This is a genomic window from Pseudomonas sp. FSL L8-0168, assembly GCF_037976155.1.
GTDB lineage: Bacteria > Pseudomonadota > Gammaproteobacteria > Pseudomonadales > Pseudomonadaceae > Aquipseudomonas > Aquipseudomonas paracarnis.
Genome location: NZ_CP150262.1, coordinates 5,590,924 through 5,605,415 on the forward strand (window position 1 = coordinate 5,590,924; position 14,492 = coordinate 5,605,415).

12 protein-coding genes are annotated in these 14,492 nt (G+C 61.8%); 4 read left to right on the forward strand and 8 right to left on the reverse strand.

From position 1 onward, the window contains the following. Window positions 1-17 precede the first annotated feature (17 nt). On the forward strand, window positions 18-1,088 hold the full coding sequence (locus tag MHH62_RS25670) for a fatty acid desaturase (protein WP_339232120.1): 1,071 nt from the start codon (window positions 18-20) through the stop codon (window positions 1,086-1,088). Here MHH62_RS25670 and MHH62_RS25675 read toward each other — a convergent pair. Both MHH62_RS25675 and MHH62_RS25680 read right to left on the reverse strand, forming a co-directional pair. Further along, window positions 1,075-1,890: an ABC transporter ATP-binding protein gene (locus MHH62_RS25675; RefSeq protein ID WP_339232121.1), complete on the reverse strand. Its 816-nt coding sequence runs from the start codon at window positions 1,888-1,890 to the stop codon at window positions 1,075-1,077. The two genes, MHH62_RS25670 and MHH62_RS25675, sit on opposite strands and share 14 nt — an antisense overlap. Further along, on the reverse strand, window positions 1,887-3,485 hold the full coding sequence (locus tag MHH62_RS25680; RefSeq protein ID WP_038448453.1) for an ABC transporter permease: 1,599 nt from the start codon (window positions 3,483-3,485) through the stop codon (window positions 1,887-1,889). Before MHH62_RS25680 ends, MHH62_RS25675 begins: the two co-directional genes overlap by 4 nt. A 279-nt stretch (window positions 3,486-3,764) precedes the next feature. On the opposite strand from MHH62_RS25680, the gene MHH62_RS25685 reads away from it, so the two are divergent. Continuing rightward, window positions 3,765-4,766, forward strand: a complete 1,002-nt coding sequence (locus MHH62_RS25685) for an ABC transporter substrate-binding protein (protein ID WP_020302215.1) — start codon at window positions 3,765-3,767, stop codon at window positions 4,764-4,766. A 104-nt stretch (window positions 4,767-4,870) separates the two neighbouring features. On the opposite strand, the gene MHH62_RS25690 is transcribed toward MHH62_RS25685, so the two are convergent. Then, window positions 4,871-5,791: a LysR family transcriptional regulator gene (locus MHH62_RS25690; RefSeq protein ID WP_019819896.1), complete on the reverse strand. Its 921-nt coding sequence runs from the start codon at window positions 5,789-5,791 to the stop codon at window positions 4,871-4,873. A 184-nt stretch (window positions 5,792-5,975) separates the two neighbouring features. Between MHH62_RS25690 and MHH62_RS25695 the strand changes: the two genes are divergently transcribed. After that, entirely contained in the window at window positions 5,976-6,881 is a 906-nt protein-coding gene (locus tag MHH62_RS25695; protein ID WP_019819893.1) for a TauD/TfdA family dioxygenase, read from the forward strand. Window positions 6,882-7,007: 126 nt separating this feature from the next. Here MHH62_RS25695 and MHH62_RS25700 read toward each other — a convergent pair whose 3' ends face one another. The 3 genes from MHH62_RS25700 to MHH62_RS25710 form a co-directional block, all read right to left on the reverse strand. After that, a complete protein-coding gene (locus tag MHH62_RS25700) occupies window positions 7,008-8,615 on the reverse strand; it encodes an alkaline phosphatase family protein (RefSeq protein WP_339232122.1) in 1,608 nt (535 codons plus the stop codon). 242 nt (window positions 8,616-8,857) lie between these two features. Then, window positions 8,858-9,319 (reverse strand): HIT family protein, encoded by a 462-nt coding sequence (locus MHH62_RS25705; protein ID WP_058410252.1) that lies wholly within the window; start codon window positions 9,317-9,319, stop codon window positions 8,858-8,860. Window positions 9,320-9,424: 105 nt separating this feature from the next. Beyond that, a complete protein-coding gene (locus tag MHH62_RS25710; protein ID WP_032901761.1) occupies window positions 9,425-10,369 on the reverse strand; it encodes a LysR family transcriptional regulator in 945 nt (314 codons plus the stop codon). A gap of 155 nt (window positions 10,370-10,524) precedes the next feature. On the opposite strand from MHH62_RS25710, the gene MHH62_RS25715 reads away from it, so the two are divergent. Beyond that, on the forward strand, window positions 10,525-12,840 hold the full coding sequence (locus MHH62_RS25715) for a TonB-dependent receptor (protein ID WP_020302219.1): 2,316 nt from the start codon (window positions 10,525-10,527) through the stop codon (window positions 12,838-12,840). Here MHH62_RS25715 and MHH62_RS25720 read toward each other — a convergent pair. Both MHH62_RS25720 and MHH62_RS25725 read right to left on the reverse strand, forming a co-directional pair. Further along, window positions 12,811-13,998: a CynX/NimT family MFS transporter gene (locus MHH62_RS25720; RefSeq protein ID WP_336827224.1), complete on the reverse strand. Its 1,188-nt coding sequence runs from the start codon at window positions 13,996-13,998 to the stop codon at window positions 12,811-12,813. The genes MHH62_RS25715 and MHH62_RS25720 overlap by 30 nt on opposite strands. Then, window positions 13,985-14,446, reverse strand: coding sequence for a nucleoside deaminase (locus MHH62_RS25725; RefSeq protein WP_339232123.1), 462 nt, complete (start codon window positions 14,444-14,446; stop codon window positions 13,985-13,987). Before MHH62_RS25725 ends, MHH62_RS25720 begins: the two co-directional genes overlap by 14 nt. Window positions 14,447-14,492 lie beyond the last annotated feature (46 nt).

The following is a 14,492-nucleotide window of genomic DNA, read 5'->3' on the forward strand; positions in this document are numbered from 1 at the left end:
CACAAGAGAATGGAAGCATGGACGGTACTTCTGCAAGCCCCCAGCCGTTGAACGCGCAACAGCGTTCGGCGCATATCCGCGAGGTCGTGATGGCCGAAGGCGTGCGCTTGCGCCAGCGGCACCCCTGGTTGTTGCATCAGGACGCACTGGGCGCAGGCATCCTGGCCTTTGCCCTGCTGGGCATGTTCGGCTCGGCAGCGCTCTATATCAGCGGTCATATGGCCTGGTGGGTGTGTCTGCTGCTCAATGCCTTCTTCGCCTCGCTCACCCATGAGTTGGAACACGACCTGATCCACAGCATGTACTTTCGCAAGCAACGCGTGCCCCACAACCTGATGATGGGCCTGGTATGGCTGGCGCGGCCAAGCACCATCAACCCATGGATACGCCGGCACCTGCACCTCAACCATCACAAGGTCTCGGGCACCGAGGCCGACATGGAAGAGCGCGCGATCACCAATGGCGAACCCTGGGGCATCGCGCGGTTGCTGATGGTGGGGGACAACATGATGTCGGCCTTGATCCGTCTGTTGCGCGCCAAGACCTGGCCGCACAGGTTCAGTATCCTCAAGCGCGTGCTGCGGGTGTACGCACCGCTGGCCTTGCTGCATTGGGGCGCGTGGTACGTCTTCCTGGGCTTTCATGCCGCCAATGGGATTGCCAGTTTGATGGGCGCGCCCATTCAGTGGTCAGCCGGTACCTTGCAGGTGATGCAGGTGATCGATATCGCTGCGGTGGTGATCATCGGCCCGAACGTGTTGCGCACCTTCTGCCTGCACTTTGTCAGCTCCAACATGCATTACTACGGCGATGTGGAACTGGGCAATGTGATTCAGCAAACCCAAGTGCTGAACCCTTGGTGGCTGTGGCCGTTGCAGGCGTTCTGCTTCAACTTCGGCAGCACCCACGGCATCCATCACTTTGTGGTGAAAGAACCGTTCTACATCCGCCAGATGACCGCCAAGGTGGCGCACAAGGTCATGGCCGAGATGGGGGTGCGCTTCAATGATTTGGGCACGTTTGCGCGAGCCAATCGCCTGGAGCCCCAGGAACACCCGCGCACTGAGCTTTCTTTCAGCAAGCAATGAACGCCAATGGCAGGTCACGGATCTGTTCGCGCACTGGCGGTTGGTAATGGTCGTCGCTGGTTAATTCGTGCAACAGCTCTTCGCGTAGCTGGTGGAATTCAAAACTGCTGCGCTGGCGCGGATGAGGCAGGGCGATCTCGACGACCTGCTTGATTCGCCCCGGACGCGGCTCCATCACCACCACGCGGTCGGCGAGGAAAATCGCCTCTTCCACGTCATGGGTGACCAGCACCGTGGTGATTCTGGCGCGGGCGCGAATGGCCAACAGTTCATCCTGCATCTGCTGGCGGGTCAGCGCGTCGAGGGCGCCGAAGGGTTCGTCCAGCAACAGGATGCGCGGGCTGGCCACCAGGCCGCGGGCAATCGCCACCCGTTGCGCCATGCCGCCGGAGAGTTGGTGGGGATAGGCGCGGGTGAAGTCAGTCAGGCCCACCAACTCGATAAAATCACCGATGCGCCGCGTGCGTTCGGCTTCGCTCAGCGGCTCGTTGACCAGGCCCAGGCCGATGTTTTGCGCCACGGTCAGCCACGGGAACAGGCGGTGCTCCTGGAACACAATACCGCGTTCGCCGCCGATCCCGCTGACGGCGTTACCATCCACCTGGATCTCGCCGCGATACTGCGTATCGAGCCCCACCAGCAGGCGCAGCAGGGTGGACTTGCCGCATCCACTGGAGCCGACAATCGCAACAAATTCCCCTTCGGCCACCTCCAGGTTGAATTCACGGATGGCTTCCAGTTCGAAGCCATCGACGTCGAAGGACTTGCCCACGTGGTTGAAGCTGACAATTGGTGCGTTCATGCGTGTCTCCAGCGAGTGGCGCGGGTTTCGAGGCGTTGGCCGAACAGGTTGAGGGTGGCGCCGGTGAGGCCGACCAGCAGCATGCCGCTCATGATCAGGTCCATGCGCAGCAGCTGTTGGGCGCCGATCATCAGGCTGCCGATGCCGCCATTGGAGGGCATGAAATATTCGGCGCCGAGGGTGCCCATCCACGCGTAGATCAGGCTCAGGCGCAGGCCGGCGAAAATCCCCGACGCGGCACCCGGCAGCACCAGGCGGCGCAGGCGTTGCCAGAGGTTCAGCCGCAGCACCTGCGCGGCTTCGCGCAGCTGGGGTGACAGGTTGAGCACGCTGCGCTGGGTGGCAATAAACAACGGGAAGAAGGCGGCGAGGGCGATAAACACCCACTTGGCCAACTCACCCAGGCCGAACCAGGCGGTCAACAGTGGCACCCAGGCGAAAATGGCAATCTGGCGCAACGCGGACAAGGTTGGGCCGAGCAGTCGTTCACTGCGCCGCGACAACCCCAGCCACAAGCCCACGGCAAAGCCCAGGCTGCCGCCGAGCAACAAGCCGCCCAGGGCCCGTCCCAGGCTTTTGCCCAGGGCGGTGGTCAAGCTGCCATCCAGCACGCCGGCCAGGATGGTTTGCAGCACGGCCCAGGGGCTGACCAGAATGTTCGGGTCTACCCAGCCCTGTTGCGTCGCGGCCTGCCACAGCGCCAACAACAGCAAAGGTAACAACCAGGGCTGCAGGCGTTGCCAGCCTTCATAGCGTGGCCCGCGGCGGATCTGCGCGGTGGCGGGGTGGGGCCAGTGCACCCACTTGCGATCCAGCCAGCCGATGCCGCGGTCCATCACCACACCCAGCACGCCAATGACCACGATGCACACGAAGACGATATCGAGCATGAACAACTGGCGCGCCCACACCATCAGGTAGCCGATGCCTTCGCTGGAGGCCAGCAGCTCCACGGCCAGCAGGGAGGTCCAGCCGGCGGCCAGGGCCAGGCGTACGCCGGCCATGAACGCAGGCAGTGCGGCGGGCAGGACCAGGCGGCGGATCAGCAAGTGGCCAGGCAGGCGCAGTACACGGGCGGCTTCGCGCAGGTTGGGCTGGGCGTCGCGCACGCCCACCAGGGTATGCAGGGTCACGGGCACCACGATGGCCTTGACCAACACCACCAGCTTGAGGGTTTCGCCAATGCCGAAAAACACCATGAACAGCGGGATCCAGGCGAGGGTCGGCACTTGCGCCAGCGCGCTGAACGTCGGGAACACCAAGCGCTCGGCGCGCGCACTGAAACCCAGGGACGCGCCCAGTATCGCGCCGGCACTGACACCGGCCAGCAGGCCCCAGAACAAGCGCTGCAAGCTGATCGCCAGATGGCTCCATAACTCGCCAGCGGCCAACTCCACCGCGCTGTTCCACACCAGGGCGGGGGTGGGCAGAATCTGCTCGCTCATCCAATGATTGCGGCTGGCCAGCCACCATAAGGCAAACAGCGTGAGCGGCAGCAGCCACGGCAATAAACGCTGGCCCAGCTGCGCCCAGCGCGGCGCGATGCCTTTAGACGGGGCCGCCAGCGGCAGGCTCAGAAGTGAAATCCGGGCCATGGAAGACCTCCGAATGCGTTATGTGATTTCGATCTTACAAAAGCGTGATCAAGATGATTGTGAGATAAGAAAAGTCATTTAAAGCCTCACACCGCCACGCATCCAATGCATTCGAAGAATATTTTCGATGCTGTTTATGCATATGCCTCTGGAGGCTACGGGTTAGCTTGCATATTTCTAAATGCTATTAAATTGTGAATTTATAGTATTTAAAGTTTTGTTCAGTCTATGCCTACTTTTTGCTCCCCAGGCGACCGTCGCCCACCAGGAGCTGCGCTTATGAAACTGCCCTTTAAACGTCTGATCAGCCTGTTCGCCGGCACCGCCCTGGCCGGGTTGGTGCATGCCGCCGACCTCAAGGAAATCCGCATCGCAGTGCCCGACCTCAGTGCCGGCAGCCAGCACAGCGGCGGTGGCATCACCGACGTGTTGCGTGAACAGCAGATCTTTGAAAAAGCCTTTGCCGACCAAGGCATCAAGATCCAGTGGAATTACTTCAAGGGCGCCGGTCCGGTGATCAATGAAGCGTTCGCCAACGGCCAGGTGGACCTGGCCTATCTGGGCGACCTGGCAGCGATCATCGGCCGCTCCAATGGCCTGGATACGCGGCTGCTCAGCGCCTCTGCACGGGGAGTGAAACACTACCTCGGCGTGGTGCCGGGCTCCGGCATCAAGACCCTGCAAGACCTCAAGGGCAAGCGCGTGGCGGTGTTCCGAGGCACGGCCAGCCAGTTGTCGTTCGACAGCGCATTGGCCAGCCAGGGCTTGAGCGAGAAGGACCTTAAGGTGATCAACCTGGACTTCAACGCGGCCGCTGCCGCCCTGGCCGCCAAGCAGATTGACGCCACCTGGGGCGGGTCCACCCTGACGGCGTTGCAGGCCAAAGGTTTGGCAGAAATACCGCTGACCACCAAAGACCTGGGCGATGCCGGCAGCATCCAGGCCGTGCTGGTGGGCAGCTCCAAATTCGTCGATGAACACCCAGACGCCGTGGCCACGTTGCTCAAGGCCCAGCAGCAAGCGGTGCAGTGGTTGACCGATGACAACAACAAACAGGCGTACATCGCACTGGTATCAGGGCTGGCCAGTTACCCCCCGGTGATCCTCACCAATGATTTGAAAGACCAGAAACTCAGCGAAGTTTTCCCCTCGACCCTAGACCCGGTGTTCCTGGGCAAATTGCAGGATGCGGTGGACTTGGCGTCCAGGGAGAAGTTGATTCGCAAGTCGTTTCAGGTGAGTGATTGGGTGGCGCCTGGGCTGGTGGCGGCAGGGCTCTGAGCTTGTCGGTGCCTGGGCTATCGCTATCGCAGGCAAGCCAGCTCCCACACTTGAATGTGTTCAACGCTCAAATGTGGGAGCTGGCTTGCCTGCGATGAGGCCCGTCAAACCGCCACACTCACCTGCTGACTATCCACCTCCACCAAGGTCTCAATCATCGCCTTCGCCGCCGGCGACAACCGCGACCCCGTGCGGCTGACGATCCCGCAGCGTGCGCTCAGGGTGTCCATGTGCTGCGGCAAGTTGCGCCAGTGCAGCAGCACCAGCGCCCCCTTGGCGATGTCCTCGGCAAAGGCTTCTTCAGTGCCGACGCCGATGGCATTGGTTTGCAGCACGATGCTCACCAGTGCCGGGAAGTGCTCGGTCTGAATACTGGGTGAAAAATCCATACGCCCACTCAGGTTCGCCAGCAGTTTGCGAATGCCTTGGGAGATCAGCGGCGCCGCCAGCGGGTAGTCGAACATATCGTTGGTGGACAGGCTGTCCTTGGCCAGCAAAGGGTGGCCGGGTCGGCAGAAAAACACCCCGCGTTTGGGGGTGAGTGCGCGGGTCTGGAAATTCGGGTCGGCCTCGAACTGACGGATGTCAGCGATAAAAAATTCGATCTCTTCACGGCTCAGGCGGCGGCTGAGGGTTTCCCAGTTATCCACCTGAAACGTGGTACGGATTTTCGGGTGGGCGTTGATAAACCGCGCCACCGCATCCGGCACCAGTTTCACGGCTGGCGCCGGGCCGCAGCCGAAACGCAGGTCGCCGGCGTCGAGCTTGGTCATGCGCGTCACTTCACTGCTCAGCAGCGCTGCACCATGCACCAGGCTCAGGGCGTGCTGCAACACCACCTGGCCTTCCGGCGTGGGGCGCAAGTCCTTGTGGCCACGGTCTACCAACACGCAACCGAACTCCTGTTCCAGCCCCTGGATACTGCGGCTGAACGCTGGTTGGGTGATGCCCATAGCGTCCGCGGCACGCACGAAACTGCGGTGTTCGTTGAGGGCGATGAAGTAGCGCAGTTGGCGAAGATCCATATGCTTTCCCGGCATTTTAAAAATAGGTCGAAGGCATTTGCGACCGAGCAAGCTGAGGTTTTAAATGCAAGCTCTTATTCCGTCAACGAAGCATTCATTCATTTGCTAGACCTAAATTGCATATGGATAGAGCGTTGCTGGAAGCGTCCCCCCACCGTTTCGCAGGCACATGAGGGTCATCACAATGAGCAACGCCGCATTAGCCGTTCAATCCGTCGCCCAACCACTCGATATTCACCCGGTAGCCGGGCGGATCGGCGCCGAAATCCGTGGCATCAAATTGTCCGGTGAGCTGGATGCCGCCACCGTCGAGGCCATTCAGCAGGCGCTGGTGCAGTACAAGGTGATCTTCTTCCGCGAACAAACCCATCTTGATGACCAGAGCCAGGAAGCCTTTGCTCACCTGCTCGGTGAGCCGATTGCCCACCCGACGGTGCCGGTGCGGGACGGCACGCGCTTCTTGATGGAGTTGGATGGCACCCGTGGCCAGCGCGCCAATTCCTGGCACACCGACGTGACTTTCGTCGATGCGTACCCAAAGGCCTCGATCCTGCGTTCGGTGCTGGCGCCTGCTTCCGGTGGCGACACCGTATGGGCCAACACCGCCGCTGCCTACAACGACCTCAGCGTGGAGCTGCGCGCATTGGCTGACCACCTCTGGGCGGTGCACAGCAACGAATACGACTACGCCGCACGCAAGCCGGATGTGGCGGTGGAGAAGCTGGAGGAATACCGCAAGGTCTTCACCTCCACAGTGTATGAAACCGAACACCCGGTGGTGCGCGTGCACCCGGTCAGCGGTGAGAAAACCCTGCTGTTGGGGCACTTCGTCAAACGCCTGAAAGGCTACTCCCAGGCAGAGTCGGCGCAGTTGTTCAACCTGCTGCAAGGCCACGTCACTCGCCTGGAAAACACCGTGCGCTGGCGCTGGAACACCGGCGACGTGGCGATCTGGGATAACCGTGCCACCCAGCATTACGCGGTGGACGACTACGGCACCCAGGAGCGCATCGTGCGCCGGGTTACGCTCAAGGGGGATGTGCCGGTGGGGGTGCAGGGGCAATCAAGCAAAACCACTAAAGGTCTTTAATCTGAGTGAAGATTAAAAAATGTGGGAGCGGGCTTGCCCGCGAATGCGCAGTGTCAGTCGACGTATTCATCAACTGACCCACTGCATTCGCGAGCAAGCCCGCTCCCACATTTGGATTCGTGGTGTTTACCAGACTCCGATCTTCACCACTTTCTCTGCCTCTGGCTCACCATAACGAAACCATTGCCCGCGCACCTCAACCTCCGTGTGGCTGATGGTGGTGCGCCGCTTCAACCCGCGCAGCCAGTCGAACAGATAACCCAGGTGCGTCTCGCGTACCTCGGCATAGGCGGGATCGCTGCCCAGGTCGTGCAGTTCTTGCGGGTCGTTTTCCAGGTCGAACAGTTGCGGGCGAAAGCCGTCGTAGGCCAGGTACTTCCAGCGCTCGCTGCGCACCATGGTCATGCGGCAACGGTCGATCGGTTGCTCCAGGCGCTCACGAGCCGGGGCCTGGAAGGCGTAGTCGTATTCGGCAATGGCATAGCGGCGCCAGGTGGGTTGTGCGCCCTGCAGCAATGGAATCAATGAGCGGCCTTCCAGGCGATGGTCGGCGGCGGGCAAGCCCAAGGCGTCGAGGAAGGTGGGCAGGGCGTCGATGGTTTCCACCAGGCGCTCGTCTACGATGCCGCGGCTGACATCGGCGCCGGCACGCGGGTCGCGCACGATCAACGGAATGCCCACCGCAGGCTCCAGCAAAAACTCTTTTTCGCCAAGGAAGTGATCGCCGAGGAAGTCGCCGTGGTCGCTGGTGAACACGATCAGCGTGTCATCCCAACGGCCAGTGCTTTGCAGAAAATCAAACAGCCGCCCGAGTTGATCGTCAATCTGTTTGATCAGGCCCATGTAGGTCGGAATCACCGTGAGGCGCACCTCGTCACGGGAAAAATTCTGGCTCTCCTGGTGTTGGCGAAATGCCTGGTACACCGGGTGATCGCTGGTGTGCTCAGGTTGAATCGGCGCCTGCACATGCTCGGTTCCGTACAGCGCGTGATACGGCGCCGGCGCGATGTAGGGCCAGTGCGGCTTGATATACGACAGGTGCAGGCACCAAGGCTGTTCACCTTGTTCGTCGATAAAGTCGATGGCACGGTCGGTGGTGTAGACGGTTTCCGAATGCTCCTCGGCCACCCTTGCAGGCTTGCCGGCGTTGCGCATATGCCAGCCGCTGAGCACTTCGCCGTTCTCACCTTCGGCGGCGTTGGCCCATTCATGCCACGGGTTGCTGCCGTTGTAGCCGTGATCACGCAAGTACTGGGTGTAGGGCGCGGACTCGCGCTTATCCTCGAACAGCGGGCTGTCGGGATAGATGCCGTCGTGACGCAGATACGCGTCGAAACCAACCTCATTGAGCGGCTCGGCCTGGGCACTGTCGGGGTCGATCTGCAGGCGCTGCAAGGCCTCAAGGTTCGGCGTGGCGTGGGTCTTGCCCACCAATGCGGTGCGGATGCCATGGGGGCGCAGGTAGTCGCCGATCGTTAGCTCTTCGAGCGGCAGCGGCACTGCGTTCCACGCCACCTGATGGCTACTGACATAGCGCCCGGTGTAGGCCGACATGCGCGACGGGCCGCAGATGGTGCCTTGTGTATAGGCCCGACTGAAACGCACGCCAGCGTCGGCCAGGCGGTCGATATTCGGGGTGTGCAAATGGGCATGGCCGTAGCAGGACAGGTAGTCGCGGCGCAGTTGGTCGCACATGATGTAGAGCACGTTGCGCACGGGTTTGGCGTCAGACATAGGAATTTACCGAACGGAGGACAGGTGGGTTTTTTCGCCGTTCGAGGGGCGCTCTGGCAAGTGCATTTGGGGACTGGGTTCTATGCATTGAGTGCATGGGTGTGGCTGCTGGCGTCATCGCAGGCAAGCCAGCTCCCACAGTTGAAATGCATTCCCCTGTGGGAGCTGGCTTGCCTGCGATGACGGCCTGACAGCAGACCCATATCTACCTGGCACCCCGCGATCAAATGGTGGGAGCAGGCTTACCAGGCGAAGGACCTGATGTGAGCGGCCAGTCCTGCCAGCGCTTTATCATCTGCCCTGGCCGCGTCATGGGAGGAGACATAGCCTTCATAACGCTCAAAATATTTGTCCTGGGTCGAACTGATTTTTTTGAAGGCGCTATCTTCCCCGGTCCCGTGCATCGGGAATAATTTGGCGTGCAGATGATCGACGCCATAACCCTCCAGAATCATGCCTGTTCTAGCCACACCTTTTAGTGCTTTGTCCAAAAGCTTCGCCGTCTTTTTGGCTGCGATGACCAAGTCACACAGCACGGCGTCCGGTTCGGCAAACGCATAGCTGCCGTGATGGGTTTTGGGGATAACGACACTGAACCCCGGGGTGTTGGGAAATATGGAGAGAAAGGCCATGTGGGTCTGGTCTTCCCATAGGAGGTGGCAGGGTGCAGTACGGCGGGCAATACTGCAAAAAATACAGTCCATCAGACGCGCTTCCTCGTGCGAGTCAAAAGGTAGACCCTCTTGTATGTGATCTTTGTTATCTAACGATGACTTCACTGACGTTGCGGGCCGCTGTTCACCGCTTAGTCAGACCGCAATATTTTCCAACGCATAAACATCCTCGTCCCTCTCGTCAATCTCCTTGATCTGCTCAATCATCGCCTGCGCCAGCGGCGACAACCGATACCCTGCACGGCTGACGATCCCGTAGCGGGTGTAGCGCTCCTCCAGGTTTTCGTCCAACCCCTCAATCTGCAAACACACCAGTTCGCCCCGCGCCATGTGCAGCACGTCGCTGTTGGCGCTGACGATGCCGATGGCGTCCGAGCGCAATACCACGCCCATGAGGCTGTAGCCGTTTTCGCATTCCACATTGGGCTGGTAATCCGGCCGGCCGCTGAGGTCGACGATGACTTTGCGCAGGTTCGGCGGGCGGATGGTCACTGCCAGCGGGTAGCTCATCAGCTCGGCGGCGCTGACGCTGTTGCGTGCGGCCAGGGGATGCCCGGCGCGGCAGCAGAAGTGCCAACGGCGCGGGCGCAGGCGGTGGGTGTGGTAGTCGGGGTTGGCTTCGAAGTGGCGGGTGTCGGCGACGAAGAATTCGAACTCTTCGCTGAGCAGCCGCTTGCCCAGGCTTTGCCAGTCATCCACTTGGAACTGCACGCGGGCCTTGGGGTAGCGCCCGATAAAACTGCCGATGGCACGTGGGACTAACCCAGCTGCCGGCGCGGGGCCGCAACCGAAACGCAGTTCACCGGCTTCCAGGCCGTTGAACTGGCTGATTTCATTGGCCAGTTGTTGTGCGCCGCTGACCAGGCGCCGTGCATGCTCGAGCAGCACCTGGCCTTGCTTGGTGGGCGCCAGGTCTTTGCGGCCACGGTCGACCAGTTGGCAGCCGGCACTGTGTTCCAGGGCCTGGATGCTGCGGCTGAACGCCGACTGCGACAGGTTCACCGCCGTTGCTGCCGCGACGAAACTGCGCTGTTCGGCGAGCGCGATGAAGTGGCGAAGCTGGCGCAGGTCGATATGCATTTTTCACATCAAAAATATCCGGGAAATGCATTGGCTATGCATTAGGTCGACTCCTTATAAAGGCTATCTCTTATGCAGTAAATGTTCGTAAAAACATAAATAAATAACCTTTTGGAATATGAGGCGACGAGTATTCCGGGGTTTTGGAGCCGCTTATGAGTCTGTTCAAGTCCTTGCCCCTGGCTGTTCTAGTGGCCGGTAGCAGCAGTTGGTCGCCGGCCCAGGCCGCTGAAACACCCGCGCCTGCCGGCAAGGGCGAAAGCGCCAGTGGCCAACTGGAAACTGTCACGGTCACTGCCCGGCGGCGTACCGAAAGTGCCCAGGCCGTGCCGACGCCCATGAGCGTGCTCGGCGGCCAGGCCCTGGAAACCCAGCGGGTGTACCGCATCCAGGATTTGCAGCAACTGGTGCCCAGCGTCAACGTCGCCTATATGCATGCGCGCCAGTCCAGCGTGTCGATCCGCGGCCTGGGCAACAACCCGGCCAGCGATGGCCTGGAAGGCAGCGTGGGGCTGTATATCGACAACGTCTACCTCGGGCGCCCGGGTATGGCGGTGTTCGACCTGATGGACATTGAGCAGCTTGAGGTTTTGCGCGGCCCCCAGGGCACGTTGTTCGGCAAGAACACCACGGCTGGCGTGATCAATATCAGTACGCGCGCGCCGAGTTTTACTCCCGAGCGCAGCATCGAAACCTCCTTGGGCGAGGACGGTTATTTCCAGACCAAGGGCACGATTTCCGGCCCGCTCACCGAGGACTTGGCAGGGCGTTTCTCGGCCTATCGCACGCGCAGCGACGGCGATATCAAGAACGAGTACGACGGCCATGATCTTAACGGCGGTTCGCGCCAAGGCTTTCGCGGGCAACTGCTGTACAAGCCCAACGAAGCGTTCAACCTGCGCTGGATCGGTGACTACAACGAAGAGGATTCCAGCGCCGGCACCCGCGTGCTGTACAGCACCGGCCCGACCATCAATGGCACCAACCTGTATCAATCCCGGGCCAACGCGGCGGGCGCAACTTTGGTGGACGGCACCCATCGCAAGGTCAACCTCGACAACGACCAGCACGTCACGGTGTTCCAGGGCGGTACGTCGCTGGAAGCCAATTGGACGCTGCCCAGCGACTTCACCCTGACCTCGGTGAGTGCTTATCGCTGGTGGAATTTCACCCCGCGCAACGATGATGGCCTCAACGTACCGGCGTCGTATAACGCCGGGGTTTCGGTGGAAGATAAGCAGTGGTCCCAGGAATTTCGCCTGGCGTCGCCCAGCGGTGGTTTCTTCGATTACGTGCTGGGCGCTTACTACTTCGGCTCCGACCTGGATAACAAATCCTTTGCCTACTACGGGCCCAAGGCCGATATCTGGAACGGCACACCTGCCGGTGCGTTGAGCAACGTGAGCAGTGTGGGCAACGGGCATATCCGCACCGACAGCTTCGCGCTGTTCGCCCAAGGCACCTGGCACCTGACCGAACGCCTGGATTTCACCGCCGGCCTGCGTGGCACCTACGAAGAGAAAAGCGCCTGGGTCACGCGCAATGCGCCCGTCGGTGGCGCGGCGGTCAGCGGGGCTGCTGCCACGGCGCGGCGCGGGCGTACCGGGGCCTATGACTCGGGCGACCTGTCGCAATACAGCGCCACGCCGTCGGGGCTGCTCAACCTCAGTTATCACTTCAATGAAAACCTGCTGGGCTACGCGACGCTGTCCCATGGCGAGAAGTCCGGCGGTGTGAACCTGGCGGTGGGGTCTGCGCCGACGGCCGGAGCCGACTCGTTGCTGATCGGCACCGAGCGCGCCAACAACGCCGAGCTAGGCTTCAAGAGCACGTTGTGGGACCGCCGCCTGCAGCTCAATGCCAACCTGTTCTGGACCCAGGTCAACGGCTACCAGACCAACGCCTACGACCAGGACAACCGCGTGCAGTACCTGACCAACGCCGGCTCGGTACGCTCGCGGGGCGTGGAGGTGGAAAGCACCTTGGTGCCGATCAAGGGCCTGACCCTGAACATCAACGGCTCCTTCAATGACGTGACGTACCTGTCTTACAAGGACGCGCCGTGCCCGCCGGAAACCAGCCTGCGTCCCGGTGCGCCGGCGTCCTGCGACCTGAGCGGCCATCAGGTAGTGGGCGCCTCCAAGTGGATCGCCAACGCCAACGGCGAGTACAAGTGGAACCTGGCGAACGGCTTCGAACCCTATGTCACCGCCAGTTACGCGTTCCGTTCCAAGGCGGTGGGCACGGTGGAAGATTCCGACTACGGGCAGATCCCGGCGTATGCGGTGGTCAACCTGTCTACCGGTTTGCGCGGCGACTATGACCAAGGGCAGTGGGATGTGTCGCTGTGGCTGAAAAACGCCTTCGACAAAACCTACTACACCACCCTGTGGACCGGTGGTAATGGCGGTTACGAGGGCCTGTTGGGCACGCCGCGCACCCTAGGCGTGACTGGGCGCTACGATTTCTAGGTCGGTGCGATAGGTGGCCGGGCTGAACACCCGCGTCACCAGCAGCATCGCCACCACCGTCACCGTCAGCACCACCCAGGCACTGACAAAGTTGCCGGTAAGCTCGCGCAGCCAGCCGGTCAGCCACGGCGAAATCGCATTGATCAAAAAGCCCACGCCTTGCACGAACGCCGCCAGTTGCCCCGCTTGGCGTGGGTCGCGATGGTGGTCGAGGGTCAGCAGCAGGCTCAGGGCAAAGCACGCCCCTAACCCGAAGCCGCACAAGGCCACCCACAGGTGGGGATATTCCAGCGGCGCAATGATCAGGCCCAGGTAGCCGATGGTTTGCGCCAGCAGGCTGATGCTGAGCAATGGGCGGCGGTCGATACCGCGTTGCGCCAGCACTGGCATCAACAGAGCGGCCGTCACCTGAAAAATCGTCATGAACGCCAGCAATGACCCGCTGGGCAGCACGCCCCAACCCAGTTGCTGATAGTAGGCGGGCAGCCACGCGACCATGCTCATGTAGCCGCAGTTGACCAGGCCGAAATACAGCGCCAGCAGCCAGGCGCGGCGGTTACGCAACCCTTTGAACGCAGGCGCCTGTTGTGGGTTTCGCGCCGCGCCCAGCGGCAGCCAGGCCCACAGCAACAACGCCCCCAGCGCCGGCAAGAGCCACACACCCAGGCCTGCTTGCCATTGCTGGAAATGCGTGGCCACCACCGGACTGAGCAGCGCCGCCAGGCCGCCACCGGCCATCAGCGAGGCCGAATACACGCCCATCGCCACCGGCACGCGGTGACGGAATTCGCGCTTGATCATCGCCGGCACCAGCGCCTGGATCAGCGCCACGCCCGCACCGCCGAGCAGCGCGGTAACCAGCAGTGCCGAAGCCTGGCCCATCAGCCAGCGCGCCAGGCACGCCAGCAAAATCATCAACAAGCCCAGGGCGATGCCGCGACGCTCGCCCAAGCGCGCCTCCACGCGCACGCCCACCAGTGCCACCAACCCCATGCAGATCACCGGCAGGCTGGTGAGCAGGGCGCTGCTCTGAAAGCTCAGGCCGGTGGCCTGGCGAATCTCGCCGAGCAGTGGGCTGATGGAACTGAGGATCGGGCGCAGATTCAGGCCGAGCACCACCAGCAGGCCCCAGCCGGCGAGGGATTTATTCAGGGTCATGCAGGGTTTTCCACTGGTGATACAGCGCAGTCATTGCGGCATCGGGCAGGTGCTGAATGGGCAGGCATTGCGCGTCGATGGGCAAGCCAGCCTGCTGGCTGATGGCTGCCGTCGACAGGCCGAACGGCTCGGCCATTTCGTTGCTGGCGGCAAACACTACGCGCTCGACGCCGCACAGGTACATGGCACTCAGGCACATCGGGCAAGGCTGGCCGCTGGCGTAGATCACGCACCCTTCCAGGCGTGCACCCAGCTGCCGGCTCGCTGCGCGAATTGCCAGCAGCTCGGCGTGGGCGGTGGGGTCCTGGGTCAGGTGTATCTCATTCGCGGCTTCCACCAGCACTTCACCGTTGCGCGTCAGCACAGCACCGAAGGGGCGGCCACCTTGGGCGACGTTGGCGCGGGCCAAGGCGATAGCGCGTTGCAGGTGTGCTTGATCGTTGGTCATACAAGGCCCCCGGATGCGATGAAAGGTGTGAAGTATGGGCAGCCAG

Bases quoted from the DNA above. Each gene is read 5' to 3' on its own strand.
- MHH62_RS25670 (WP_339232120.1), top strand. From the start codon at position 18: ATGGACGGTACTTCTGCAAGCCCCCAGCCGTTGAACGCGCAACAGCGT.
- MHH62_RS25705 (WP_058410252.1), bottom strand. From the start codon at position 9,319: ATGGACTGTATTTTTTGCAGTATTGCCCGCCGTACTGCACCCTGCCAC.
- MHH62_RS25700 (WP_339232122.1), bottom strand. From the start codon at position 8,615: ATGTCTGACGCCAAACCCGTGCGCAACGTGCTCTACATCATGTGCGAC.
- MHH62_RS25725 (WP_339232123.1), bottom strand. From the start codon at position 14,446: ATGACCAACGATCAAGCACACCTGCAACGCGCTATCGCCTTGGCCCGC.
- MHH62_RS25720 (WP_336827224.1), bottom strand. From the start codon at position 13,998: ATGACCCTGAATAAATCCCTCGCCGGCTGGGGCCTGCTGGTGGTGCTC.
- MHH62_RS25690 (WP_019819896.1), bottom strand. From the start codon at position 5,791: ATGGATCTTCGCCAACTGCGCTACTTCATCGCCCTCAACGAACACCGC.
- MHH62_RS25695 (WP_019819893.1), top strand. From the start codon at position 5,976: ATGAGCAACGCCGCATTAGCCGTTCAATCCGTCGCCCAACCACTCGAT.
- MHH62_RS25675 (WP_339232121.1), bottom strand. From the start codon at position 1,890: ATGAACGCACCAATTGTCAGCTTCAACCACGTGGGCAAGTCCTTCGAC.
- MHH62_RS25710 (WP_032901761.1), bottom strand. From the start codon at position 10,369: ATGCATATCGACCTGCGCCAGCTTCGCCACTTCATCGCGCTCGCCGAA.
- MHH62_RS25715 (WP_020302219.1), top strand. From the start codon at position 10,525: ATGAGTCTGTTCAAGTCCTTGCCCCTGGCTGTTCTAGTGGCCGGTAGC.
- MHH62_RS25685 (WP_020302215.1), top strand. From the start codon at position 3,765: ATGAAACTGCCCTTTAAACGTCTGATCAGCCTGTTCGCCGGCACCGCC.
- MHH62_RS25680 (WP_038448453.1), bottom strand. From the start codon at position 3,485: ATGGCCCGGATTTCACTTCTGAGCCTGCCGCTGGCGGCCCCGTCTAAA.